This window comes from Isoptericola sp. NPDC057191 (assembly GCF_042670225.1).
GTDB lineage: Bacteria > Actinomycetota > Actinomycetes > Actinomycetales > Cellulomonadaceae > Isoptericola.
Window position 1 is genome coordinate 55,225 of the sequence record NZ_JBHUWC010000005.1, and the last position, 24,330, is coordinate 79,554.

Sequence of the window (24,330 nt, forward strand, 5' to 3'; positions counted from 1 at the left end):
TGATCGTCCGTCGCCACCTGGCTGACAGGCGCTCGTGTGCTGCCGCGAGGCGAGGCTCAACCCCCCGGCGGGCTGGTGGTGAACAGTCCTCGGTGGAGCATCGTCCGGACACGGCGCGGGTTATGTCCGGCTGACGCGTCGCCGACGCCGTGCGTCGTCGCGGCGCGCGCCGCCATGGCCATGGGCAGCGCGAGCAGGACGTCCTGGGTCGTGACCGACGGCTGGGTGAGCCCCTCGTCGCGCGCGCGTGCGACGAGCGGGTCGAGCGCTTCCGCGGTCCGTCGCGCAAGGTCCCCGACCTCCGAGGTGTCACGCTGCCCGACCACCCGGGACAACCAGGGGGCGTCGAGCTGTACGTCGAGCAGGTGGTGGAACAGCGCGATGGCGCCGTCGTCCCTGCCGGCGAGCTTCGCAGCGCGAGCCTCGATCTCCCGGACGTTCTCCTCGAGCACGGCCGAGACCAGGGCTGCGCGGCTGGCGAAGTGGCGGTGCAGGGTGGTGCGGCTGACGCCGGCCGTGTCGGCGATCGTCTCGAGCGGTGCGTCCGGCCCCTGCTCGGTGAACACCCGTCGCGCGGCGATCACGAGGCGCTCGCGGTTGCGGGCAGCGTCGCGTCTGGTGGGGACGGGCATACGCCGAGGGTAGCGACCGGTGCGGACGCGCGGCGGTGGGCACGGGGAAACGTACGGCGATGTACGGTTGTGGTTGCCCGAGGCGCCGTTGTGGTGGCCCGGGCTACGTCTCTGATGCCCTGTGCCGCCCACGGAAGGTGCCCTCGTGACCCACACGACGCTCGCGCACGTCGTCGACCCCGCCAACCTCGGCTTCGACCCCGACGCCCTGCGAGAGAAGTACCGTCGCGAGCGCGACCGGCGCGTGCGGCCCGACGGGAACCGGCAGTACCGGCGGGCGGCGGGGGAGTTCGGGTACTACGCGAAGGACCCGTACACCGAGCGGGTCGAGCGTGAGCCGTTGACCGACCGTGTCGAGGTGCTGGTCGTGGGCGGTGGGTTCGGCGGTCTGGTCACCGGTGCCCGGCTGCGCGAGGCCGGGTTCGAGTCCGTGCGGATGATGGACGAGGCGGGCGACTTCGGCGGCACGTGGTACTGGAACCGGTACCCGGGCATCCACTGCGACATCGAGTCGTACGTGTACATGCCGCTGCTGGAGGAGACGGGGTACGTCCCGTCGATGCGGTACGCGCCCGGGGAGGAGATCCGCCGGCACGCGGTGCGGATCGCCGAGCACTACGGCCTGTACCGCGACGCCGTCTTCCAGACGCGGGTCACCGAGCTCACCTGGGACGAGGACGCGGAGGAGTGGTTGGTGCGCACCGACCGCGGGGACGCGATGCGTGCGCGGTACGTGATCGTGTCCTCGGGCACCCTCACGCAGCCGAAGCTCCCCGGCATCCCGGGGATCGAGGACTTCCGCGGGCACACGTTCCACACCAGCCGCTGGGACTACGGCTACACCGGTGGGACCGCGGACGGCGGGATGACGGGACTGGCGGACAAGCGCGTGGCCGTGGTCGGCACCGGCGCCACGGGCCTGCAGGTGATCCCGCACGTGGCTCGCGACGCGGCGCACCTGTACGTCATGCAGCGCACGCCGTCGTCCGTGGACGTGCGGGACAACCGGCCCACCGACCCCGACTGGGTCGCGTCCCTGCGGCCGGGGTGGCAGCGCGAGCGCATGGAGAACTTCCTCGCGATCCTGTCCGGTGAGCCCGTGGACGATGACCTCACGCAGGACGGCTGGACCTCCACCGCGCGGCTGCAGCGCCAGATGCTCACGGGCGCGGTCGACACGTCGCTCGACCCGGCCGAGCGGGAGCGGCTGGACGAGCTCGCCGACTTCGCCAAGATGAACCAGGTCCGAGACCGTATCGACGGCATCGTCCAGGACCCGGCGACCGCCGAGGTGCTCAAGCCCTGGTACCGGTACATGTGCAAGCGCCCGGGGTTCTCCGACCTGTACCTGCAGTCCTTCAACCGTGAGAACGTCACCCTCGTGGACACCGCCGACCACGGCGGCATCACCCGGATGACCGCGACCGGCGTCGTGGTGGGGGAGGCGGAGTACGAGGTCGACTGCGTGATCTTCGCGACCGGGTTCGAGGTCGGGGTCTCCGGCGTCGTCTCGGGCACGATGCCGGTGCACGGGCGCGGCGGGACCACGCTGCTGGAGGCCTGGGGGCGCGGGCCGCGCACCCTGCACGGCTTCTCCTCCCACGGGTTCCCGAACCTGTTCCATCTCGGGTCGATGCAGAACGCCAACTCGGTGAACTTCGTGCACATCCTGTCCGAGCAGGCCGGCCACATCGCCGCCGTCCTCGCCCGGGCGGCCAAGACCGGCGCCCGGTACGTCGAGCCCACCGCCGAGGCGGAGCAGGCGTGGTGCGACACGATCCTCGACGTCGCCGTCGACAACTCGGCCTTCCTGGCCGAGTGCACCCCCGGGTACTACAACGGGGAGGGCACGCGGCGGGCCGCCCCGACCTCCTACAGCCCGGGTCCTGTGGCCTTCCACCGGCTGCTCGCCGAGTGGCGCGAGGGCGACATGAGCGACGTCCTCGTCGGTGCTTCCGAGGCCGCTCGGACAGAGGTGGGGGCGGCCACCGCCGCACCCTGAGGCAGCGACACTCGCGTCGAGGTCTCGCGGTCTCGCTCGGCGCGGGGAGCGGGCCTGGTTCCCGGCGGAAGACCTGTGGCGGTTGCGAGCCCGCGGTCACGCGGGCCAGGGTGTGCGTGTCGGTGGAGCAGGCCGCCGTCGCTCTGGGGCGAGGAGACGGCATGCTGGCCGACGACCGACGAGGACGGGTCACCGAGGTCGCCGACCGGGTGCACAGGATCGAGCACGCGTTCGTCAACGTCTACCTCGTGACGGGTGACGACGGCCGCGTCCTCCTCGTGGACACCGGGCTCCCCGCCGCGTGGAACGTGCTCGGGAGGGCGTTGCGCGAGCTGGGACGCACCCCGGCGGACGTCGCGGCCGTGGTGCTGACGCACGCCCACTTCGACCACACCGGGACGGCGGCGCGCGCACAGGCGGTGCTCGGCGTCCCCGTCTGGCTGCACCAGGAGGACCATGCGGTAGCGGCCCACCCGTACCGGTACGCCCACGAGAACGCCCGGGCCTGGTACCCGCTGCGGCATCCCCGGTCCTTGCCGGTGCTGACGTCCATGGTCGCCGCCGGGGCTCTCCGCGTCCCCGGGGCCCGGGGCCTGCGGCACGCCGAGCCGGACGCGGTGCTGCCGGTGCCCGGGGCGCCGCGCGTGGTCTTCAGTCCGGGCCACACCGCCGGGCACTGCGCGCTCCACCTGCCGGACCGCGGGGTCCTCTTCACCGGCGACGCGCTCGTCACCCTCGACCCGTACACCGGGGAGCGAGGGCCGCAGATCGTCGCCGGCGCCGCCACGGCCGACAGCGTGACGGCTCTGAGCTCGCTCGACGCGCTCGTCGCCACAGGCGCGCGGACCCTCCTGCCCGGCCACGGCGAGCCGTGGCACGGACCTGTGGCCGAGGCGGTCGCCAGGGCGCGGGCCACGGGCGCCCACTGACGCGGCCGTCGTGCCGCGACCGCCTCCCGCGAAAGGGGCGGCGTCCGGCACCTCGCGCAACGCGCCCTCGACGTCGGCAGGCTCCGGCCGGCGAGCACCAGGATCAGGCCCGGAGCCCGCTGATCATGACGTCGAGCAGCAGCACACGGTCGCGCCCGTCTCCCAGGCGCACGGCGTACTCCACCCCGCACACGAGCCGCTGGATCTGCTCGACGGAGATCTCCGCGCGGACCCGGTGCTCGCGGACGGCGGCCTCCAGGGCCACCCCCGCCGAACGGAGGAACTGCTCGCGCAGTGCGCGGACCTCGTCCGAGACGTCTGCGGCGATCAACAGCTCCCGCAGGCCGTCGCGCGTGAGCAGCAGCTCGGCGTCGTGCCTGACCAGGTCGAGGAAGGACGCGCCGGGGGACGGCGACTCCGCCACGCGGCGCGCGGTCTCCGCCAGCTCCTCCAGGGCGTCGAGGTGGAGGGCCTCGAGCAGCGAGGCCACCGTCGGGAAGTGGCGGTAGACGGTCCCGACGCCCAGGCCGGTGTCGCGGGCGAGGTCGTTGAGGCGGATCGTGCCGGGCGGCACTCCTCGCGCAGCCTCGAGGATCCGGGCACGGGATCGCGCGGCGTCGGCTCTCAGTGCGGCCATGCGTCCAGCGTAGCGGAACCGGATGGAGCATCCGGTTGGAGTACTCTCAGCGGATAACTCATCCGGATAGGAGCTCCACATGAACTGGGACCCGCACCAGCTGCCCGACCTGCGCGGCCGCGTCTACGCGATCACCGGGGCGACCGGAGGCATCGGGTACTTCGCCGCCGAACAGCTCGCCGTCGCCGGCGCCGAGGTCGTGCTGGCCTCCCGGTCGGCAGCGAAGCTGCAGCAGGCGAGCCGCGCCATCGACCAGCAGACACCCGGGGCGGTCACCCATCACGTCCCCGTCGACCTGACCTCCCTGTCGTCGGTGGCCGCGGCCGCAGACCGGCTCGCCGACCTCCCTCGGCTGGACGGGATCTTCCTGAACGGCGGACCGATGCAGCTCTCCCGGACGGCGCGCACCCACGACGGCCTGCCGCTGATGCTCGGCGCGCACACGGTGGCGAACGTCGCGCTCGTCGCCCGGCTGCTGCCGTCCCTCGCCGAGCAGGCCCGGGAGGGAGCCGGCCGCATCGTCCACGCGTCGACCGGCTTCGTGCAGCAGCTCCCGGTGCGGGTGGACGACGTCGACCGCACGCCCCGCACCGGCCTCGGGGCGTACGTCAAGGCGAAGACGGCCACCGAGGTCTACGCCTTCGAGCTCGACCGGCGCCTGCGCGCGGCCGGCCTGCCGCTCGCGTCGATCGTCACCCGCCCCGGGGTCGGTGTCGACGCGAAGACCCCCCGCCGGCCCGGCATCCGTGACGACACCGTGCCGTACCGGCGCAACCCCTTCACTCCCTGGGCGCAGGGCAAGGACGCCGCGGCGTGGTCGGGCGTCCGCGCGCTCGCGGACCCGGACGCACGAGGCGGGGAGTACTACGCGCCCGCCGACGGTGCGCGGGGGGTGCCCACCCGGATCGACCCCGACCCCGCCACCGCCGACCCGGCGCCCGAGGTCACCTCGAGGCTCTGGTCCCGGCTCGCCCAGCTGGCCGGCGGGGAGCCCGTCCTCTGACGGGCGCCGGGCTCAGCCCCCGGCCGGTGCGACGCGTCCGAGGAAGTCGAGGAGCACGCGGTTGAACTCCGCGGGCTGCTCGATGTTCGCGGCGTGGCCGTCGCGGGCGATGACGGCTGCCTCGCCGTGCGGGGCCAGGGCGGCGGACGCCGCGGCGTGGGTGCTCGGCCAGAACTCGCTGTCGGCGCCCGCGACGAACAGCACCGGCACGCCCGTCGCGGCGACGGTCGGTCGCCAGTCCCGCCGGGCGTGGTCGTCCAGGAGGGTGAGCTCGCCCGGGGTGAGAGTTTGTTCGGCACCGCGCATCGCGCGCCGCAGGCGCACGAGCCGCATCCCGCGCCTGAGCATCGGCGTGCCCTTGCCGGTGTCGGGGATGCCCTCGGCGAAGTAGGTGTCGACGTTGCTCTCGTCGTAGCCGTAGAAGCCATGCGTCCAGCCGTCCGTGTTGAGCATCGCCGGGGTCTGGTCCACCGAGACGACCGCCGCGACACGCTCGGCGCCGCCCTGCGCGAGGTGCGACCAGATGGTGCTGGCCCCCATCGAGCCGCCCACCAGGACGGCGTCGCGCAGGTCGAGGGCGTCGAGGACGCACGCGACGTCGCGGCCACGACGGTCCATGTCGACGGCGTCCGGCCGCTCGGCGGCGCCCTGGCCGCGCAGGTCGACCGCCAGGACGCGGAAGCCGGCGGCGGCCAGGGGCGCGACCTGGTACCGCCAGGACGTGGCGGCCGCCTTGAACCCGGCCAGGAGCACGACCGGTCGGCCTGCCGGGTCGCCGTGCTCGGTGAGGTCGAGCCGGACGTCGTCGTCGGCGACGAGGGTGGTCATCGGGTCATCCTTCGCTGGGTCGTCTTCCGCTGGGGAGAGGTGCGGCAGGGAACGCCTTGCCGGGGTTGAGCAGACCGCGCGGGTCGAGCGCGTCCTTGATCGCGCGGTGCATCGCCAGGGCGGCGGGGTCGAGCTCGGCCGCGGCCCCGGGGAGCTTGAGGAGACCCACGCCGTGCTCGCCCGTCACCGTGCCGCCGAGCGCGCGGCACTCGTCGACGATGCGGTCGAACGCGGCCTTGGCCCGGGCCTTCGCGTTGTCGTCGCCCTCGGGCGCGATGATCAGGGGGTGCAGGTTGCCGTCCCCGGCGTGGGCGATGTTGGCGATGACCACGTCGGCGCCCGCAGCGATCGCCTCGATGCGGGCGAGCATCGTCGGCACCGCGGAGCGAGGCACGCAGACGTCCTCCGTGAGCACGGGCCCGAGCCGCTCCAGCGCGGGGTAGGCGAGCCGGCGCGCCAGGAAGAGCCGGTCCACCTCGTCCGGGGCGAACGCGCGCTCCACGTGGGTGCCGCCCGCAGCCTCGAAGAGCCCGGCGACCTGCTGCGCCAACGCCTCGCCGGTGCCGCCGGGTTCGTCGACCTTCGCGAGGAGCAGCGCGGCCGCGCCCTCGGGCAGCGTCCAGCCCTGCCAGTCGGCGACCGCACGCAGGCAGGTGCTGTCGATGAGCTCCAGCGCCGCGGGCACGATGCCGGCGGCGGACACGGCGGCGACCGCCTCCCCGGCGGCGGCGAGGGACGGGAACCAGCCCACGATCGCGCGGTCCTCCCTGCCGCCGAGAGGGCGGAGCTTGACCGTCACGTCGACGATGATCCCGAGCGTGCCCTCAGATCCCACCAGCAGACCGGTCAGGTCGTACCCGGTGACGCCCTTCGCGGTGGTGCGCCCGAGCCGAGCGACCGTGCCGTCGGCGAGGACGACCGTCATCCCGAGCACGTAGTCCCGCGTGACGCCGTACTTCACGCAGCACAGGCCGCCCGCGTTCGTGGCGACGTTGCCCCCGATCGTGCTGATCGCCTGGCTGGCGGGGTCCGGCGGGTACCAGAGCCCGTCGGCCGCCACGCGGCGGCGCAGGTCGTCGTTGAGCACCCCGGCCTCGACGACGGCGAACCGCTCCGCGGTGTCGATCCCGAGGATCCGGGTCATGCGCTCCAGGGACAGCACCACGGCGCCCGGCATCGCGTTCGCGCCACCGGACAGCCCGGTGCCTGCGCCCCGCGGCACGACGGGAGCGGCGTGCTCGCCGGCGATGCGCACCGTGGCGACCACGTCCTCGACGCTCGTGGCGAGGACGACGGCGGCCGGGGTGGCGTAGTCCGCCCACTCGGCGTCGTCGTGGGCGTAAGGACCGACGGCCGCCGCGTCGCACAGGACGGCGCCGTCGGGCAGGGCTGACTTCAGGGCCGCGGCCAGCGCGGACGTCTCATGGTGGGTCATCTCGCCCGGATCGTATCCCTGTCCCTCCCGCTCAGGGCGACGGCACCTCGACGGTGATGTTGGCGCGCTCGGTGCCCGGAGGGTCGCCGAGGACGGCCCAGAAGTCGGTGCTGCGCATCCACGGCGGCAGCCCGGCCGGGAGGTCACGGCTCGGGATGCCGGGCAGCTCCTGCGGCGTGAAGTCGTCGCCGTAGGGGACCAGGGGCGTGACGACGTCGGGGGTCCGGACCTGGGCGTGCAGACGGCGGAGCGCGACGTTCCAGTTCTCCAGCAGGTCCTTGCGGGAGATCGGGCCGCCCGGCTTGTCGGCCGTCGGGTGCAGGGCCCGCTGGTGGGGCACGGAGACCCCCGCGCCCTCGGGCGAGTCCACGAACGTGCGCCACGCCTCGAAGGCGGGGGTGCCGAAGGTCACCACGGCCTCGATGCGCCCCGGCGCGAGCGCCGCGGCGAACCAGCGGTGGCGGTACGCCACGATCTCCGGGTCGTTCAGGTGCGGCAGCGCCATGGACTGGTTGAAGATCCCGTACAGGAACGCGTTCACCATGAGGTAGCCCGACGTGAACCCGAGCTTCTCGACGAACCCTTGGACCCGCCGGCCCGCCTGCCCGGACAGGATGCGGCGCGTGAACGCCTCCGTCTGGGCCGGGTCCTGTCCCACGACGAGGAGCCGGGCCGTCCCGTTCGCGCGGCCCCGGTAGAACACCGGCCCCCACAGCGAGCGGAAGCCGTCGGCGCCGCGGAACACGGTGTCGTCCGGGTAGGAGCGGCACAGGGTCCGGAACCGTCCGGTGGGTCCCGTGTCGAACGGGTCGGTGATCATGGCTGCTCCTCGTCCTTCGTCTCCGTGGAGGAGGGAGCGCCACGCCCCGCGACGCGGACGGCGGGCACCGGGTGAAGTCGGACCGTGCACCCGGTGAGGCGTCGCCGCGCGTGCCGACAATGAGGCAGCACCCCGGCCCGGGCACCCGCCTGCCGGGGTCGACCCGAACGGGGGACAGCCATGTCGCAGCTGGTGATCACCGGGAACGTCGCGCCCATGGCGCAGGGCGCGGCGCAGGCCCCGGCACCCGGGCGCGTCTGGATCGACGGCGACACGGTCGTCGAGGTGACCACCGGCCGCCGGCGGGTCGCCGGATTCTCCCGCGCCACCGAGGTCGACGTCGGCGACGCCTACGTACTGCCGGGGTTCGTCGACATGCACAACCACCTCGCTTACAACGCGCTGCCCCTCTGGACCGAGCCGGGCCGCACGGAGCCGTGGCTGCACAACAAGCACTGGCCCGACGCCGACACCTACACCGAGTCCGTCACCGAGCCCGCCTGGGTGTACGCGAAGGCCTGTCCCGAGGCGCTGCTCGCGTACGTGCAGGTGCGGGCCATGGCCGGCGGGGCGGCGGCCGCGCAGGGCTGGCCCACCGCCAACCGGGGGTACCGCACCGTCATGCGCAACGTCGACGCGGAGGACGTCGGCACGGGCCGGGACGACCTCGTCTACACGTCCGTCGTCACCAAGACGGGCGAGGCGCTCACCACCGCCGTCCGGCGCATGATCGCGGGCTCAGGGTTCATCTATCACTGCGCCGAGGGGCGCCGGGGTTCCCGCGTCCTGGCCGACTACACCGACCTCGACCGGGCCGACGGGCTGCTGCCCACCCTGCTGGCCGTCCACGCGTGCGCGGTCGACGCGGACCGGTGGGCCCGGTGGGCCCCCGCCGACGCCGGCGGCGTCGTCTGGTCCCCGACGTCCAACCTCCTGCTGTACGCCGAGACGACGCTCGTCGACGACGCGCGGGCCCGCGGCGTCACCGTCTGCCTGGGCAGCGACTGGGGGCCGTCCGGCACGAAGAACCTCCTCGGGGAGATGAAGGTCGCCCGCATCGCCGCCGACCACCTCGGCTACGCCGTGACCGACGCCCAGATCGTCGAGATGGTCACCAGCAACCCCGGCCTGCTCCTCGAGCGGTGCTGGCACCGCCCCGTGGGACGGCTGGTCCCGGGCGCGCTCGCCGACGTCACGGTCGTCCGCGGACGCGGTCGTGGCGACGCCTGGAGACGCGTCGTCGCGGCACGGGAGCGCGACGTCGCGCTCGTCGTCGTCGGCGGCGTCGCCCGCTACGGCGACTCGTCCCTCATGACCGCGGCGAGCGCACCGCCCAGCTTCACCGTCACGGTGGGCGGCCGACGGCGGCGGGTCGCCCTGCCTGACCCTGCCGACCCGCAGCGCGCCTGGTCCTGGACGGCCGTGCTCGACACGCTGCGCGCCGTCCAGGAGGACCCGCAGCAGGCGATCGCGAACGCCCAGGCCCGCGCGTCGGCAGGGCCTCGCTTCGCACCGGACGCCGAGCTCGAGCTGTTCCTCGACATGCCGGACACCCGGCGGACGGGGCGCGCGGGGCCGCCGAAGAACCCCGCCACGGTGACGATCCCGCCCGTGCCCACCCTGGAGCACGACGCGGCGTACTTCGACCTCCTCGAGGCCGCCCCGATCCCGGGCGGCGTCCTCGCGCCCCTGCGGGCGAGGTTCGGGCGATGACGCCGCCGAGCCGGGCGGCCGTCCGCGCCCGCGCCGGCAGCAGCCTCGACGACGTCGTGCCCTCCCGTGCGACGGCGGACCCGGCCGCCGCGGAGGGCCCGGAGCCCGTGGTGCTCACCGTGACGCAGCAGCACGACCTCGTGGACCTGTGGACCACCCTCGTCACCGACGTCTACGTGCACTACGGGCAGAAGCGCGCCCTGTACGGCTACGACGCCCTCCGGGCGCTCGCCGCCCTGCGCCGCGACATCCCCTTCGTCGACCCCGCTGGGTTCCTGCGGGCCCTCACCGCGGTCGTCAACCGGCTGCGCGACCAGCACACCCAGCTGTTCGTCGGTGCCCCGGGGGCGGACGCCTACGTCGCCGCGCTGCCCTTCCTCGTGGAGTCCTTCGGCCCGTACACGGCGCCGACGTTCGTGGTCACCAAGACCACGGACGAGGTGCCGGACCCGGCCTTCGCGCCCGGGGTGCGGCTCACCACCTGGAACGCGGTGCCCTTCACGCGTGCCGTCGACCTGTTCGCCGACACCCTGACGGGCGGTCGCCCGGACGCCCGCCGGGCCCGGGCGCTGGAGACGCTCACCCAGCGGCCGCTCGCGTACCTGCCCCCGCCCGACGAGCTCTGGGTCGACGTCGGCTACCGGCACCCCGACGACCCGCCTGCCGAGGGTGACCGCACGGCGCGGTTCGGGTGGCGGGCGATCCGGCCGGAGTCCGCCGTCACCGCCGACGACCGGGTGGGGGCCCGGACGCGACGGGCGATCGACGTGGTCGGGGAGTCGGCGCGGCGCGCCCGCAAGCTGCTGTTCGCCACCGAGCTGTGGGAACGCGACCGTGAGGTCGCCCAGCCGCGCGCCAAGGGGTCGGGCTGGCTGCGCACCAGCATGGCGGACGCCGTCGCCGCGCGCTCCGTCACGACGTCGCGCGGCACCTTCGGCTACCTGCGGCTGTGGACCTTCGACGTGCGCCAGCCCGGCCGGTTCGCGGACGAGGTGGCGCGGCTGCTGCGCCGGCTGCCGGCGACCGGGCTGGTCGTCGACCTGCGGTCCAACCCCGGCGGCGTCGTCGACGCGGCCGAGCGGCTCTTCCAGCTCTTCACCGACCGGCGCATCGAGCCGGCACGCTTCGCCTGCCGTGCGACTCCGGCCATGGCCGACATCGCCGAGGCGGACGGCAACGGGGCCGACCTCGCCGACTGGGCGGGCTCCCTGCGCGCCGCCCTCGACCTGGGGGAGGAGTTCTCGCAGCACCTGCCGCTCGCCGACCCGGAGCTGTGCAACGGCCTCCGGCGCGCCTACCGCGGACCGGTCGTGGCTGTCGTCGACGCCACCACGTACTCCTGCGGCGACCTGTTCGCGGCAGGCGTGGTGGACCACGGCATCGGGCGGGTCGTCGCCGTCGGCGCCGCCACCGGTGGGGGCGGCGCGAACGTCTGGGCGGGGGACGACGTCCAGTACGCGTACCACGCCGCCCGCCGACCGCTCCCACCCCTGCCGCCCGGCATCGGCTTCGCCGTCGCGGTGCGCCGGATGGTCCGTTCCGGGACGTCGGCGGGGCTGGCGATCGAGGACGTCGGGGTGGCCGGGGAGGAGCGGTACGACATGACCGAGCGCGACGTCGTCGACGGGAACCACGACCTGCTCGAGCACTGCACCGCGCTGCTCGCCGACGGGTAGCCCGCAGCACCCGACTTGCCCGCCGGGGTACGCAGGTGTCACGCTGACGCCCCGTACAAAACCGGTTTCAGGGATGGTCGATGAGACGGCACGCAGTGGTGCTCCCCGGCGGGAGCTATCGGACGCACGCACCGCACGAGGGGGAGCCGGTCGCGGCGTGGCTGCGGAGCCAGGGCCTCCCGGCCAGCGTCCTGCGCTACCCCGTCCGCAGCCCCCACCCGGCGGCGCACCTGTCGATCTCGGCGCGGGTCGCCGAGCTCCGGTCCCAGGGCGTCGACCGGGTGCTGCTCGTGGGCTTCTCCGCGGGCGGCCACGCGGCGGGCCTGGCGGCGCTGTCCCCGGCGGGCCCCTCCTCTCGCGTCGACGGGGCCGTGCTCGGGTACCCCGTCGTCTCCCTGCGCGAGCACGTGCACCGCGACTCGGCGCGCGTCCTGCTCGGGGCCGACGACACCCCGGTCCGCCGGAAGGCGCTCTCGCTCGACGCTCTGACGACGCCCGCCGCGCCGCCGTTCTTCCTCTTCCACTCCTTCGACGACCCCAAGGTGCCGGCGGAGCACTCGCGCCTGCTGTCGGCGGCGCTGACCACCTCGGGCGTGGCGCACGAGCTGCACCTGTACCCCGTGGGCGGGCACGGCTGCGGGCTCGACCCGCGGGTCGGCTGGACGCGGGCCTGCGAGGCATGGCTGGCCCGGGAGGGGTGGCTCGAGGGCGTCGGCGCCGTCGAGGGCGCCCGCCGTGAGACCGGGGGTTGACAGCCCTCGCCCCCGCGGGCAGTCTGTGTTCCGGAGTGAAACCGGTTTTATGAATCGGTCCGGGATGTCTACGAAGGAGTAGAGGGATGCCAGAGCGTCGTTGGAGCCGCGTCGGGGGGATGGTCTCGAGCGTCGCGCTCGCGGGCCTCGTGATGAGCGGGTGCTCGAGCGGGACGGAGCAGGACGCCGGGTCGCCGGCCGCGGCCGCCTGCGACCCGGACGCCGACGTCACGATCACCGTCGGGGAGCGGCCCACGTCCGACCAGGCTGCCACCCTGGAGGCCTGGGAGAACGCGATCGCGGCGTTCGAGAAGCTGCACCCGAACATCACGATCGAGGACGAGGAGACGAAGTACGACGTCTCGACCTTCTCCGCCCTCCTGGTCGGCGGGACGCTCCCGACCACCCTGCAGGTGCCCTTCACCGACATCCAGTCGCTCATCGAGCGGGGACAGGCCGCCGACATCACGGCGAACGTCGAGGACGACGACGTCCTGAGCCAGCTCAACCCCCAGCTCACCTCCGTCACGCAGGACGCCGACGGCCACACCTTCGGCGTGGTCCGCGCCGCGTACACCATGGGGCTCGTCTACGACCGCGCGCTCTTCACGAAGGCCGGCCTGGACCCCGACGCGCCCCCCGCGACGTGGGACGAGGTGCGGGAGGACGCGGCGACGATCGCGGAGAAGACCGGGCAGGCCGGGTTCATCATCCCGACGACGGGGAACGTGGGCGGCTGGCTCCTCACCTCGATGGCGTACTCGAACGGGGATGTCGCGGAGGAGGGCCAGGGCGACGCCACCAAGGTCACCCTCGACACCCCCGGGATGCGCGACAGCCTGCAGCTCCTGCACGACGTCCGGTGGGACCTCGACGCCGCGGGCGACGACTTCCTGCACGACAACAACACGATCCGCGACGACCTGGCCGCAGGCTCGGTCGGCCAGAGCCTCAACGGCGCGAACCTCTACAACAGCGTGGTCATCGCGCGGGGCATGCCCGCCGAGGACTTCGGGCTGGCACCGTTCCCGACCGGCGACGACCCGGTCGGCGTGCTGGGCGGCGGCAACATCCAGTGGTTCAACCCGAAGGCGACGCCCGACCAGGTCTGCGCGGCGCTCGAGTGGACGAAGTACTACTTCCTCGACCGCTACGTCGACGAGGAGTCCGCGGTCGCGTGGGCGAAGTCGCAGGTGGCGGACGACCTGCCCGTGGGGCTGCCGGAGGTGCCCGTCGTCTCCGCGGAGCAGTACGCGACCTACCTGAAGTGGATCGAGCCGTACGTCAACGTGCCGCGCGAGAACTACCAGGCCTACATCGACAGCCTGCCGGACGCGACGATCGTGCCGGAGCCCGCCGTCAAGGCGCAGGAGCTGTACGCGGCGCTCGACCCGGTGGTGCAGGCCGTCCTCACGCGGGAGGACGCCGACCCCGCCGAGCTGCTGCAGAAGGCTCAGACCCAGGTCCAGGACCTGGTCGACGCCGGCTGAGCCTCGTCCCGGGGTGCCGCGCGCGCCCCGGGACCGCTCCGCGCCCGACACCACGAAGATGGAGAAGCCCGTGACCGTCACCGCTCCGCCCGCAGCCGACGCCTCGCCCGCGTCGCAGCGTGCCGCGACCGCGCCCCCGGTCGTGGCACGGCGCCGCGGGTCCCCGCTCGCCCCCCTCGCCCGGTGGGCGCGCGGGGGCGGCCCTGCCACGCTCCTCATGTTCGTGCCGCTGCTGCTGGCCTTCGGCTACTTCGCGTGGTGGCCGATCGTGCAGAGCCTCGTCCTCGCGTTCCAGCACACGGACCTCGTCACCGAGCCCAGCTGGGTCGGGCTGAGCAACTTCCGGCGCGTCCTGGCCGACCCGCTCCTGTGGACCGCCCTCGGGAACACGGCCTGGTTCGCGGCGCTCGCCCTGGTCATCGGCTTCCCGCTGCCGATCCTCATGGCGATGGTGATGGCGGAGCTGCGACGCAGCAGGCAGATCTCGAGCGTGCTGGCGTACCTGCCGGTGATCATCCCGCCCGTGGTGAGCGTGCTCCTGTGGAAGCAGTTCTACGACCCGTCCGGGACCGGGCTGTTCAACACGGTCCTCGGCTGGATGGGCGTGCCGCCGGTCGGCTGGCTGCAGGATCCTGGGCTCGCGATGCCGAGCATGGTCGTCCAGTCCACGTGGGCGACGGCGGGCACCGCCACGATCATCTACCTCGCGGCGCTCATGTCGATCCGCACCGAGCTGTACGACGCGGCCGAGGTCGACGGGGCGTCGATCCTCCAGCGCACGTGGCACGTCACCCTGCCGCAGCTGCGCAGCGTGATCCTGCTCATGCTCCTGCTGCAGATCATCGGCACGATGCAGGTCTTCACCGAGCCGTTCGTCATGACGGGAGGGGGGCCGGAGAACCGGACGGTCACGCTCCTGATGCTCGTCTACAACTACGCCTTCCTCTCGGGCGACTTCGGCAAGGCGACAGCCCTCAGCCTCCTGCTCGCCGTCGCCCTCAGCCTCGTCTCCGCGGTCTACCTGCGGCTCACCCGGAAGTGGAGCGAATCGTGACCAGCGTGACGACCAGAGTGACGACCCCCGTGCGCGCGACCGCGCGGCGCGCCCCGGCGGGCGCCGACCCCGACGAGCGGTCCAACATCTCCACGCTCGACCGGTCGCGCCGTTCCGTGCGCGTCACGACACGCGTGCTCACCGGGGTGCTGATCGCCGCCCTGTGCCTGGTGGCGCTCGGGCCGCTGCTCTGGTTGTTCAAGTCCGCCCTGTCCACGAGCCAGGACATCCTGCGCGAGCCGTTCGCCTGGTGGCCGAGCGGCATCCAGTGGCACAACCTGGCCGACGCCTGGACGCAGGTCCACGTGGGGCAGTACCTGCTCAACACGGTGTGGATGGCGGCCGGCTGCTGGTTCTTCGGCCTCCTCGTGGCGCTGACCGGTGGCTACGGCATCGCCGTGCTGCGCCCCAGGTACGCGAAGGCCGTCAACGCCGCCGTGCTGGCGACCCTCTTCATCCCCGGGGTGGTCTCCCTCATCTCGCTGTACGTGACGGTGCTCGACGTCCCGCTGCTGGGGGTCAACCTCGTCAACACGTTCTGGGCGGTGTGGCTGCCGACCTCCGCGAGCGCCTTCAACGTGCTGCTCGTCGCGCGGTTCTTCGACCGGCTGCCGCGCGACGTCTTCGAGGCCGCCCGGATCGACGGCGCGGGCGTGTTCCGCGTGTTCTGGTCGATCGTGCTGCCCCTGTCGCGGCCGGTCGTCGGGGTGGTCTCCCTGCTGACGATCGTGGCCTCGTGGAAGGAGTTCCTCTGGCCGCTGCTCGTCCTGCCCTCGCCGGACCTGCAGCCGTTGTCCGTCGGCCTGTTCCGGGTGAGCGAGACGGCCCCCACCCATCTGCTGATGGCCGGGATGTTCATCTCGGTGCTCATCCCGGTGGTGCTGTTCGTCCTCTTCCAGCGCCAGTTCCTGCGGAGCGCCGGCCAGGCCGGCGCGGTCAAGGGGTGACGACGGTGCCGACGACGATGCCGACGACGACGCCCGCGACGACGCCCCCGACGACGCCCCTGACGACACGACGGCCGCGCCGGGCCGTCCCCGCTCTCCTCGCCGCGCTCGCGGTCCTCGCGGGCGTGCTCGTGACGCCGCCGGCGCCCGCCCGTGCCGACCTCGCCGCGTCCGACTCCTTCGAGGGGTGGACCACGACCGTCTCGGGCAGCCCCGACTTCGTGATCGCCGCGGACACCGCGCAGGCCCACGACGGAGCCGCCTCGGCGCGGGTCGACTTCACGACGCCGTACTCGGCCTCGTACGTCGACCTGCGGCAGAACGTCCGGGCGACGGGCGGCGTCACCTACGACATGAGCGCGTGGGTGCGCACCGCGGACCTCTCCTCCGCCGGGGCGGCCTACGTCGTGCTCAGCAGCGACCACACCCAGCGCGTCGAGCTGCCCGCGGGGACGAACGGCTGGACGAAGCTGGAGTGGAGCTACACCCAGCCCACGGGCAGCATGACGTTCGTCCTGCGGTTCCTCGTGCGCGGCGCCGGCACGGTCTGGCTCGACGACGTGCGCATGGCCGCGGCGGGCGACGACGACAACCTGGTCGTCAACCCGTCGTTCGAGCAGCACGCGCCCCCGCCCGGCACGCTCGCCTTCGCCGACACCGCTCTCGTCTACCGGGCGGGCGACGCGCACGTCGGCGTCCGCACGGTGGCGCAGAGCGTGGACTGGGAGCTCCGGGCGGCGTCGGGGCAGCGCGTCGACACGGGGACGGTGACCGTCTCCGGCGGTTCGGCGTCGATCGACCTGTCCGGGCTGCCCGCCGGGTACTACGGCCTCACCCTCGAGATCGACGCCCCGGTCGCGCTCAGCCGCACCGGGTCCCTCGCGGTCGTCGAGGCGCCCGGGGCAGCGGCCTCGTCGGACCGACCGGTGGGCGTCGCGGTCCACGTGAACCGGTACTCGGTGGAGCAGGTCGACGCGCTCATGGCACCGCTGGGCGCCGGGACGATGCGCGAGGGGCCGTCGTGGGACACCGTCGAGACGGCGCCCGGCGTCTACGAGTTCCCCGCGCACTTCGACGCGCAGGTCGCGGCGGCGAAGGCGCGGGGCGAGCGGCCGCTGGTCATCCTCGCCTACTTCAGCAGGTGGTACGACGACGGCAAGACGCCGAGCACGCCCGAGGGGATCGCCGCGTACGCCCGGTACGCCGCGGCCGCCGCCGCGCACTACGGGCCAGGCGTCGACTACGAGGTCTACAACGAGTTCAACCACTCCTTCAACACGGGGGCGTGCGGCACGACCGCCGCGTGCTACCTGGACCTGCTCGCGCCCGCGGCCGACGCCATCCACGCCGCCGCGCCCGGCGCGCGCGTCGTCGGTCCCGTCACGGCGGGGGCGCGGTGGGACTTCATGGAGGACCTGTTCGCTCTCGGAGGCCTCGACTACCTCGACGCCGTCAGCTACCACACGTACGACTTCCCCGTCGCGCCCGAGGGCCGCACGGAGGCGGGCGTCGCGACCCTGCGCGCGCTCGTCGACGAGTACGCGCCCGGGCGGGACATCCCCATCTGGCTCAGCGAGCACGGCTGGACGACGACGACCGGCGGCACCACCGAGCAGCAGCAGGCGGCCTACGTCGTGCGCTCGGCGGCGCTCCTGGAGGCGGCGGGCGTCGAACGGGTCATCTACTACGAGCTCATCGACTCCGGCGCGAACCGTGCCGAGCCCGAGCACAACTTCGGGCTCACCCGGCTGCCGGCCGCCGGCGGCACGGCCCTCACCCCCAAGCCGGCCTACCCGGCGCTCGCGACCTTCACCCGGCTGACGGCGGGCCGCACGCTCACGGCCCTGCGGCGGCTGGACGGCGCGATCACCGCCGACTTCACCGACGCCACGGGCGGCGCCGTGCGGATGATCTGGGCGACGGGGGCCCCGGTCACGGTGTCCGTGAAGACGGGGGCGTCGGCGCGGGTCGTCCGGGCCGATGGCCGGTCGTGGCGGGCGCGGCCGGACGGCCCGGTGGAGCTGACGGTCGGGGGAGACCCGGTCTACGTGTCCGGAGCCGTGGGGGCGACGACGATCGTGCCCGACGCCGCGGCCGAGGTCGGCACCCCCGACCAGGTCGCGCTCGGCCAGGGGGCCGACGTCCCCGTGGGCGTGGACCGCGCGGCGCTCGGGGTGACGGGCGACGTCAGCATCGTCGGCCCGGTGGGCGGCGGGGTCGCTCTCTCCGGGACCGGTGACCAGGTGCAGGGCGTGCTCGCGCTGGACGCGATGCGCGAGCCGGGCGTGCACCCGGTGTCGTACACGGTGCGCAGCGGGGACGCGGTGGTCGCCTACGTCGACGACACCACGGACGTCGTGCAGAACCCGCTGCTCTCCCTCGGCCCGGCCGCCGGACGGCGGGGCGACGTCGGTCTCGCCCTCGACGTCGAGAACCTCCCTGGCGGGGACGCCACGACGGTCGGCGACATCACCTGGACCGTCGGGGACACGCAGGGCGTGCTGCCGGACGTCGCGGTGGACCCGGGGAGCACGTCGGCGTCGGTGCTCGACCCCGCGCCGCTCGAGCCGTGGCAGCCGTACCCGTTCACGCTCACGGCGACCGCGGGGGGAGAGGTGCGAAGGCTGTCCGGGACGACGGCACTGGCACCTGTCGCCAAGAACCCCCGCCGGGCGGCGGTGGTCGACTGGCGGGCCCGGGGCACCTACGTCCCGATCAGCGGTGCCACGCCCGACACCGACGACCTGGGCGGGACGTTCGCGCTCTCGTGGAGCGACCGCGGGCTCCGCCTCCGTGCCGCGGTGCGGGACGACGACCACCGCGTCTCCGCCGCGGTCGACCGGCTGTGGGAGGGCGACTCGATCCAGCTCGCCGTCGCGCGCGGGCTGCCGGGGGAGGACCCGGCGTCGCGGGTGGAGATCGGGGTCCACCCGGCGGTCGGGAGCGCGAGCGCCTACCGGTACACCGCCCCGGTCGGGGTCGTCGACGACGTCGCCGCGGACGTGGCGCGCGACGACGGCACCACGACCTACGACGTCCTCGTGCCCTGGGACGAGCTGGGGATCGACCCGCACGACGGGGTGTTCGCGTTCTCCGTCCTCGTCAACGACAACGACGGCGGCGCCCGGCAGGGCTTCCTCGAGTGGGGCAGCGGCATCGGGCCGAGCAAGGACTCGGCGCTGTTCGTCCCGGTCGTCCCCGTCCGGACCGTGCCCAGGCCGTGACCGTGCCCAGGTCGTGACCGTGCCCAGGTCGTGACCGTGCCCCTGCGCACCCCCCGCTGACACACCGCATCACCGACAGGCCGGCCGACGCGCCGGGCCGAGAGGACCATCTCCATGACACGCACGACGACGACCCGCTCGACGACGGCCCGCAGCACGCGGTACGCGCTGATCGGCACGGGCGGGCGCGCCCAGCTCTACCTGACGGCGCTCGCCGGCCCCTACGCCGAGGTCGCCGAGCTCGTGGCCTGGGGCGACACCAACCCGGGACGGTTGGAGTGGAACGAACGGCGCCTCGCGGAGGCGGGCCTCGCCGCCCCCGAACGGATCGACCTCGCCGCGCTCTCCGCGCACGTGGCACGGTCCCGCATCGACCGGGTGATCGTCACGGCGCCGGACCACGCGCACGCAGAGGTGGTGGTCGCCGCCCTCGACGGCGGTGCCGACGTCGTCGTCGAGAAGCCGCTGACGACGGACGCCGAGGGCGTGCGCCGCATCGCAGACGCCGTCGACCGCACGGGGCGGGACGTCGTCACCACGTTCAACTACCGGTACTCGCCCCGGAACGCCGCGCTGAAGCAGGTCGTCGCGGACGGCCGCATCGGCGAGGTCACCTCCGTGCACTTCGAGTGGCTCCTGGACACCTCCCACGGGGCCGACTACTTCCGCCGCTGGCACCGGCGCAAGGAGAGCTCGGGCGGACTCCTGGTCCACAAGTCCTCCCACCACTTCGACCTCGTCGGCTGGTGGCTCGCCGACGCCCCCGAGCGGGTGTACGCCAGCGGTGGGCTCCGCTTCTACGGCGAGGAGAACGCGGCCCGCCGCGGCCTCGGCGACCGGCCTGCCCGGGGCACGTACGACGGGGCGGACCGCGACCCGTTCGCGCTCGACCTGCGCGAGCACGACCTCCTGCGTGGCCTGTACCACGAGCAGGAGGAGCACGACGGCTACCTGCGGGACCAGGACGTGTTCGCGCCGGGGATCGACATCGAGGACAACCTGTCCGTCGTCGTCGACTACGCCCGGGGCGCCACCATGACGTACTCGCTCAACGCCCACTCTCCCTGGGAGGGCTACACGGTGGCGCTCAACGGGACGCGGGGGCGGGCGGAGCTGACCGTCGTCGAGCGCGGCGCCGTCCTGGCCGACGGCGGGAGTCGACCGGTCGACCCGACGGCCGCGGGGGACGCGGCAGCTGACGACGGCCCCCGACGGGTGGGGGAGCGGCTCGTGGTGCAGGAGCACTTCGCCAGCGCGCGGGAGATCGCCGTGCCGCAGGCCGCCGGCGGGCACGGCGGCGCGGACGACGCGCTGCTCCGCGACCTCTTCCTCGGCAGTGCGCACGACGACCTCGGCCGGGCGGCCACGTGGCTCGACGGCGTGCGGGCCCTCGCCGTGGGAGTGGCGGCCAACGAGTCCCTCGCCAGCGGGCTGCCGGTCGCCGTCCGTGACCTCGACCTCGGCGCGGCGCAGCCGGCGCTCGAGGTCGCCTCGACCGTCCGCGCCGCCCCTGTCGCCGCCCCCGGCCGCGCGGCCCTCGCTGGATAGGATCGTCTGATGTCGACTCAACGTGCCGTGCGCCTGAGCGACGTCGCGGCGGTGGCGGGCGTGTCGAAGGCGACCGCGTCGAAGGCGCTCAACGACAGCCCGGTGGTGTCCCCGGCCACCAAGGCGCGGGTGCGGGAGGCGGCCGAACGGCTCGACTTCCGCCCCAACGCCCTCGCCCTGTCGTTCGCGTCCGGGCGCAGCCGGACGGTCGGCCTGCTCACCCACCGCGCGACGGCGACGTTCTCCCGACCGGTCGTCATGGGCGCGATCCTGCGGCTGGGCAGCCGGGAACGCGCCGCGCTCGTCTTCGACGGTCGGATCGACGCCCACCGCGACATGACGGAGAGCGTCCGGACGCTCCAGGACCGCCGCATCGACGGGCTGCTCGTCGTCGGGTCCGGGTACGCCCGGGTCACGCCGTCGATCACCCACCACTTCGACGTGCCCGTCACGTACGCCTTCGCCGCGACCGACGACCCCGAGGACTTCGTGTTCCTCCCCGACAACGAGCGCGCCGGCTACCTCGCGGCCCGCCACCTCGTCGAGCGGGGCCGCACCCGGGTCGCGCACGTGACGGCGGACGCGGACGACCTCGCCGTGCGCCGGCGTGCGGCGGGGTTCCGGCGCGGGCTCGCGGAGGCGGGGATCGCCCCGCTGGTGACCCTGCACGGGAGCTGGCGGCGCGAGTGGGGCGAGCAGGCTGTCAGCCTCCTCGACGAGCAGCAGCCCCGCTACGACGCGGTCTTCTGCGGCAACGACCACATCGGGTTCGGGGTGCTCGACGCCCTCGAGGCACGGGGGCGACGCGTGCCCGACGACGTCGCCGTCGTCGGCGTCGACAACTGGGAGGAGGTCGTCATCGACCAGAAGCTCCGGCGTCTGACCACGATCGACCTCGACCTCATGGGGGTGGGCCGGGTCGCGGCGGACAACGTCATCGAGCCGGAGGCGGACGGGGGAGAGCGGTTCGTGGAACCGCTCCTCGTGCACGGCCCCTCGACCTGACCCTCGTCGCGGCAGCGACAGACCCGTTGACGCCTCGCGCGGCGTGCTGGAGGATCGCAGGCACGCGAACCGGACAGTGGTGTCCGGATGAGAGGAGTCGTCATGCCTGGTCCGTCCGAGCAGCAGTTCGACCACACCTACGACGTCGTGGTGGTGGGCAGCGGGGCCGCGGGCTTCGCCACCGCCCTGGGTGCGGTGGACGCGGGGCTGAGCGTGCTGATCGTCGAGGGCACGGAGAAGTGGGGCGGCAGCTCGGCGATGTCCGGGGGCGGGCTGTGGCTGCCCGACAACCCGCTGATGGAGCGCGACGGTGCCGGCGACTCGCGCGAAGAGGCCCTGGCATACCTCGACGAGACCGTCGGCGACGTGGGCAGGTCGACCTCGCGAGAGCGCAAGGAGGCCTTCGTGGACGGGGTGGCCGACCTCGTCACGACCGCAGAGCGGCACGGGATGCGCTTCTCGCGGGGCAAGGACTACCCGGACTACTACCCCGAGCTCCCCGGCGGGAAGATCGGCCGGTCGATCGAGGTCGAGCCGCTGGACTCCAAGCCGCTCGGGGACTGGTGGCACACGCTGCGGTCGGCGATCGCGCTGCCCGCGAAGACCGACGACGTGTGGCTGCTGGGCCGTGCGTGGTCGACGCCGGCCGGCTTCGTGCGCGGCGCGCGGTTCGTGTTCCGTGCCCTGGGCGGGGTGGTGACCGGCAAGCGGCTCGTCGGGATCGGGAACGCGCTGATGACGTCGTTCGGCCGAGCCCTGCTGGTCGAGCGGGAGGTCCCGCTGTGGCTGTCCTCGCCCCTGGAGGACCTCGTCGTCGACGGCGGGAGGGTGGTGGGCGTCCGGGTGCGCCGGGAGGGCCGGGTCGTGACCGTCGGCGCCACGCGGGGCGTGATGCTGGCGGCAGGCGGCTTCGAGTCGAACCCCGACTGGCGGCAGAAGTACCACGGCATCGACGGCAACCCCTCGGGCAACCCGGGCAACGTCGGGCAGGTCATCGAGATCGCTCGTGAGGCCGGTGCGGCGCTCGAGCTCATGGACGACGCCTGGTGGGGCGCGTCGGTCGAGGCCCCGCCCGGCGGGTCGCCCGCCTTCATCGTGGGGGAGCGGTCGATGCCGTACTCGATCATGGTCGACGCGCGCGGAGAGCGGTTCGCGAACGAGTCCGAGTCGTACGTGGACCTCGGCCACCACATGCTCGCCCACGACAAGGACGGTCCGTACTGGCTCGTCCTGGACGCCCGCGCCCAGCGCCGCTACCTGCAGACCTTCGCGATGGACCCGCGGGCCGTCAAGGCGATGCGGCGGGCCGGCATCGCGCACCGGGCGGGCACGATCGCCGAGCTGGCCGGGGCGATCGGCGCGGACCCGGCGACGCTGCAGCGCACGGTGCGGCGGTTCAACGGCTTCGCGCGCACGGGGGTCGACGGCGACTTCGGCCGCGGGAACTCCGCGTACGACCGGTACTACAGCGACCCGCTCGTGCGCCCCAACCCGAACCTCGGTCCGCTCGAGAAGGGTCCGTTCGTGGCGTACCGCGTCGTGATCGGCGACCTGGGCACCAAGGGCGGGGTCGTCACCGACGCCGACGGACGCGCGCTGCGGGAGGACGGCAGCGTCATCGACGGCCTGTACGCGGCGGGCAACACCTCCGCGTCCGTCATGGGGCGGACCTACCCCGGCCCGGGGTCGACCATCGGGCCCGCCACCGTGTTCGGCCTGCGGGCGGCGCGGCGGATGGCGCGCGCGGACGGCTGAGCCTCCGGCGAGCGCGGTCGTACCGCGGCCGGGCGCAAGGGTCTGAAGCGTCGGACGGAAATTGCTGAGGAAATGTCGAGACGGCTGATATGCCATTCTTCAATTGAGACAGCACTATGTCGACGGAATGGCAGACGGGCGAATTGACGGGGTGCTCCGTGAGGTAATGTCGCCACCGGACCGGTGCCCGCTGGTCGTCAATAGCGTTTCACTTCTGGGGAATGTTCCACGTGCCGTTTCTTCGCAAGAGGTCGAGGACCTCTCAGGCCGCCCACGCGGCCCCGGCCTCGCCCGACACCTCGGAGTTCGACCTGCGGATCCTGCTCGGCCTGGACCCGTCCGAACGGCGCTCCCCGGCCGCGGAAGGCGGCGTTGACGACGGGTCGGTCCATGCCACCGATGACCACGGTCCTGCCCTGGCACCTGAGGGTGCGGGGCGGGCCGACATCGACCACCGACCGAGAGGACCGCTCATGGCCAGCATCGACGACGCGCTCACCGAACTCATCTCGCACCCGGGCGTCGTCGGCGCAGTGTTCGTCGACGCCGAGAGCGGGATGTCGTTGGGGACGAGGAGCGCCGGCGCGATCGACATCGAACAGGTCGCCGCCGTGAACTCCCAGGCCGTCCGCTCGAGCCTGCAGTCGATGCGGGCGCTGGGTATCGCCGACGACCTCGACGACCTGCTCATCACCTTCACCGGGCAGTACCACGTCGCCCGCGTCATCCCGCTCGACGGGAACCAGGCGATCATCGCCTACGTCGTCCTCGACCGGTCGCGCGGGAACCTCGCGCTCGGCCGGCTCAAGGTCGCCGAGGTCGCGCGGCAGATCGTCATCTGACGCGTCGACCAGGACGGAGGGACGGGACGGAGGGACTC

The 24,330-nt window shown here is 73.6% G+C and carries 19 protein-coding genes; 14 read left to right on the forward strand and 5 right to left on the reverse strand.

Annotated elements, in window-relative coordinates:
- Positions 1-56 precede the first annotated feature (56 nt).
- Positions 57-632 (reverse strand): TetR/AcrR family transcriptional regulator, encoded by a 576-nt coding sequence (locus ACFT55_RS02010; protein WP_380240960.1) that lies wholly within the window; start codon positions 630-632, stop codon positions 57-59.
- 145 nt (positions 633-777) lie between these two features.
- On the opposite strand from ACFT55_RS02010, the gene ACFT55_RS02015 reads away from it, so the two are divergent.
- Entirely contained in the window at positions 778-2,634 is a 1,857-nt protein-coding gene (locus ACFT55_RS02015) for a flavin-containing monooxygenase (RefSeq protein WP_380240962.1), read from the forward strand.
- 161 nt (positions 2,635-2,795) lie between these two features.
- A complete protein-coding gene (locus ACFT55_RS02020) occupies positions 2,796-3,563 on the forward strand; it encodes an MBL fold metallo-hydrolase (RefSeq protein WP_380240964.1) in 768 nt (255 codons plus the stop codon).
- A 103-nt stretch (positions 3,564-3,666) separates the two neighbouring features.
- Here ACFT55_RS02020 and ACFT55_RS02025 read toward each other — a convergent pair whose 3' ends face one another.
- A complete protein-coding gene (locus tag ACFT55_RS02025; protein ID WP_380240966.1) occupies positions 3,667-4,200 on the reverse strand; it encodes a TetR/AcrR family transcriptional regulator in 534 nt (177 codons plus the stop codon).
- Positions 4,201-4,279: 79 nt separating this feature from the next.
- Between ACFT55_RS02025 and ACFT55_RS02030 the strand changes: the two genes are divergently transcribed.
- Positions 4,280-5,203, forward strand: coding sequence for an SDR family NAD(P)-dependent oxidoreductase (locus ACFT55_RS02030; protein WP_380240968.1), 924 nt, complete (start codon positions 4,280-4,282; stop codon positions 5,201-5,203).
- A 12-nt stretch (positions 5,204-5,215) separates the two neighbouring features.
- Here the strand turns inward: ACFT55_RS02030 and ACFT55_RS02035 are convergent, their stop codons facing one another.
- From ACFT55_RS02035 to ACFT55_RS02045, 3 genes are read right to left on the reverse strand one after another with little or no spacing between them, the layout of a single operon-like run.
- Positions 5,216-6,031 carry an alpha/beta fold hydrolase gene (locus tag ACFT55_RS02035; protein WP_380240970.1) on the reverse strand — a complete coding sequence of 272 codons (816 nt, stop codon included), beginning with the start codon at positions 6,029-6,031 and terminating at the stop codon, positions 5,216-5,218.
- Positions 6,032-6,035: 4 nt separating this feature from the next.
- Positions 6,036-7,466 carry an FAD-binding oxidoreductase gene (locus ACFT55_RS02040; RefSeq protein WP_380240972.1) on the reverse strand — a complete coding sequence of 477 codons (1,431 nt, stop codon included), beginning with the start codon at positions 7,464-7,466 and terminating at the stop codon, positions 6,036-6,038.
- Positions 7,467-7,497: 31 nt separating this feature from the next.
- Positions 7,498-8,286: a hypothetical protein gene (locus tag ACFT55_RS02045; protein ID WP_380240974.1), complete on the reverse strand. Its 789-nt coding sequence runs from the start codon at positions 8,284-8,286 to the stop codon at positions 7,498-7,500.
- A 180-nt stretch (positions 8,287-8,466) separates the two neighbouring features.
- Between ACFT55_RS02045 and ACFT55_RS02050 the strand changes: the two genes are divergently transcribed.
- From ACFT55_RS02050 to ACFT55_RS02100, 11 genes are all read left to right on the forward strand, one after another.
- Positions 8,467-9,999, forward strand: coding sequence for an amidohydrolase family protein (locus ACFT55_RS02050; RefSeq protein ID WP_380240976.1), 1,533 nt, complete (start codon positions 8,467-8,469; stop codon positions 9,997-9,999).
- Positions 9,996-11,675 carry a S41 family peptidase gene (locus ACFT55_RS02055; RefSeq protein WP_380240979.1) on the forward strand — a complete coding sequence of 560 codons (1,680 nt, stop codon included), beginning with the start codon at positions 9,996-9,998 and terminating at the stop codon, positions 11,673-11,675. Before ACFT55_RS02050 ends, ACFT55_RS02055 begins: the two co-directional genes overlap by 4 nt.
- An 80-nt stretch (positions 11,676-11,755) precedes the next feature.
- A complete protein-coding gene (locus tag ACFT55_RS02060; protein ID WP_380240981.1) occupies positions 11,756-12,427 on the forward strand; it encodes an alpha/beta hydrolase in 672 nt (223 codons plus the stop codon).
- Positions 12,428-12,513: 86 nt separating this feature from the next.
- Positions 12,514-13,917 carry an ABC transporter substrate-binding protein gene (locus ACFT55_RS02065; RefSeq protein WP_380240983.1) on the forward strand — a complete coding sequence of 468 codons (1,404 nt, stop codon included), beginning with the start codon at positions 12,514-12,516 and terminating at the stop codon, positions 13,915-13,917.
- A 58-nt stretch (positions 13,918-13,975) separates the two neighbouring features.
- Complete coding sequence (locus tag ACFT55_RS02070; RefSeq protein ID WP_380240985.1) at positions 13,976-14,971, forward strand: carbohydrate ABC transporter permease; 996 nt, start codon at positions 13,976-13,978, stop codon at positions 14,969-14,971.
- Between the two features lie 5 nt (positions 14,972-14,976).
- On the forward strand, positions 14,977-15,918 hold the full coding sequence (locus ACFT55_RS02075) for a carbohydrate ABC transporter permease (protein ID WP_380241002.1): 942 nt from the start codon (positions 14,977-14,979) through the stop codon (positions 15,916-15,918).
- A 5-nt stretch (positions 15,919-15,923) separates the two neighbouring features.
- Positions 15,924-19,142: a sugar-binding protein gene (locus ACFT55_RS02080; RefSeq protein WP_380240988.1), complete on the forward strand. Its 3,219-nt coding sequence runs from the start codon at positions 15,924-15,926 to the stop codon at positions 19,140-19,142.
- A 114-nt stretch (positions 19,143-19,256) separates the two neighbouring features.
- Complete coding sequence (locus ACFT55_RS02085; protein ID WP_380240990.1) at positions 19,257-20,690, forward strand: Gfo/Idh/MocA family protein; 1,434 nt, start codon at positions 19,257-19,259, stop codon at positions 20,688-20,690.
- Positions 20,691-20,699: 9 nt separating this feature from the next.
- Entirely contained in the window at positions 20,700-21,695 is a 996-nt protein-coding gene (locus ACFT55_RS02090) for a LacI family DNA-binding transcriptional regulator (protein ID WP_380240992.1), read from the forward strand.
- Between the two features lie 102 nt (positions 21,696-21,797).
- Positions 21,798-23,450 (forward strand): FAD-binding protein, encoded by a 1,653-nt coding sequence (locus ACFT55_RS02095; RefSeq protein WP_380240994.1) that lies wholly within the window; start codon positions 21,798-21,800, stop codon positions 23,448-23,450.
- Positions 23,451-23,923: 473 nt separating this feature from the next.
- Positions 23,924-24,292 carry a roadblock/LC7 domain-containing protein gene (locus tag ACFT55_RS02100; RefSeq protein ID WP_380240996.1) on the forward strand — a complete coding sequence of 123 codons (369 nt, stop codon included), beginning with the start codon at positions 23,924-23,926 and terminating at the stop codon, positions 24,290-24,292.
- Positions 24,293-24,330 lie beyond the last annotated feature (38 nt).

Coding starts and splice junctions, on each gene's coding strand:
- ACFT55_RS02010 (WP_380240960.1), bottom strand. CDS start 632: ATGCCCGTCCCCACCAGACGCGACGCTGCCCGCAACCGCGAGCGCCTC.
- ACFT55_RS02020 (WP_380240964.1), top strand. CDS start 2,796: ATGCTGGCCGACGACCGACGAGGACGGGTCACCGAGGTCGCCGACCGG.
- ACFT55_RS02025 (WP_380240966.1), bottom strand. CDS start 4,200: ATGGCCGCACTGAGAGCCGACGCCGCGCGATCCCGTGCCCGGATCCTC.
- ACFT55_RS02030 (WP_380240968.1), top strand. CDS start 4,280: ATGAACTGGGACCCGCACCAGCTGCCCGACCTGCGCGGCCGCGTCTAC.
- ACFT55_RS02035 (WP_380240970.1), bottom strand. CDS start 6,031: ATGACCACCCTCGTCGCCGACGACGACGTCCGGCTCGACCTCACCGAG.
- ACFT55_RS02040 (WP_380240972.1), bottom strand. CDS start 7,466: ATGACCCACCATGAGACGTCCGCGCTGGCCGCGGCCCTGAAGTCAGCC.
- ACFT55_RS02045 (WP_380240974.1), bottom strand. CDS start 8,286: ATGATCACCGACCCGTTCGACACGGGACCCACCGGACGGTTCCGGACC.
- ACFT55_RS02050 (WP_380240976.1), top strand. CDS start 8,467: ATGTCGCAGCTGGTGATCACCGGGAACGTCGCGCCCATGGCGCAGGGC.
- ACFT55_RS02055 (WP_380240979.1), top strand. CDS start 9,996: ATGACGCCGCCGAGCCGGGCGGCCGTCCGCGCCCGCGCCGGCAGCAGC.
- ACFT55_RS02060 (WP_380240981.1), top strand. CDS start 11,756: ATGAGACGGCACGCAGTGGTGCTCCCCGGCGGGAGCTATCGGACGCAC.
- ACFT55_RS02065 (WP_380240983.1), top strand. CDS start 12,514: ATGCCAGAGCGTCGTTGGAGCCGCGTCGGGGGGATGGTCTCGAGCGTC.
- ACFT55_RS02070 (WP_380240985.1), top strand. CDS start 13,976: ATGGAGAAGCCCGTGACCGTCACCGCTCCGCCCGCAGCCGACGCCTCG.
- ACFT55_RS02085 (WP_380240990.1), top strand. CDS start 19,257: ATGACACGCACGACGACGACCCGCTCGACGACGGCCCGCAGCACGCGG.
- ACFT55_RS02090 (WP_380240992.1), top strand. CDS start 20,700: ATGTCGACTCAACGTGCCGTGCGCCTGAGCGACGTCGCGGCGGTGGCG.
- ACFT55_RS02095 (WP_380240994.1), top strand. CDS start 21,798: ATGCCTGGTCCGTCCGAGCAGCAGTTCGACCACACCTACGACGTCGTG.
- ACFT55_RS02100 (WP_380240996.1), top strand. CDS start 23,924: ATGGCCAGCATCGACGACGCGCTCACCGAACTCATCTCGCACCCGGGC.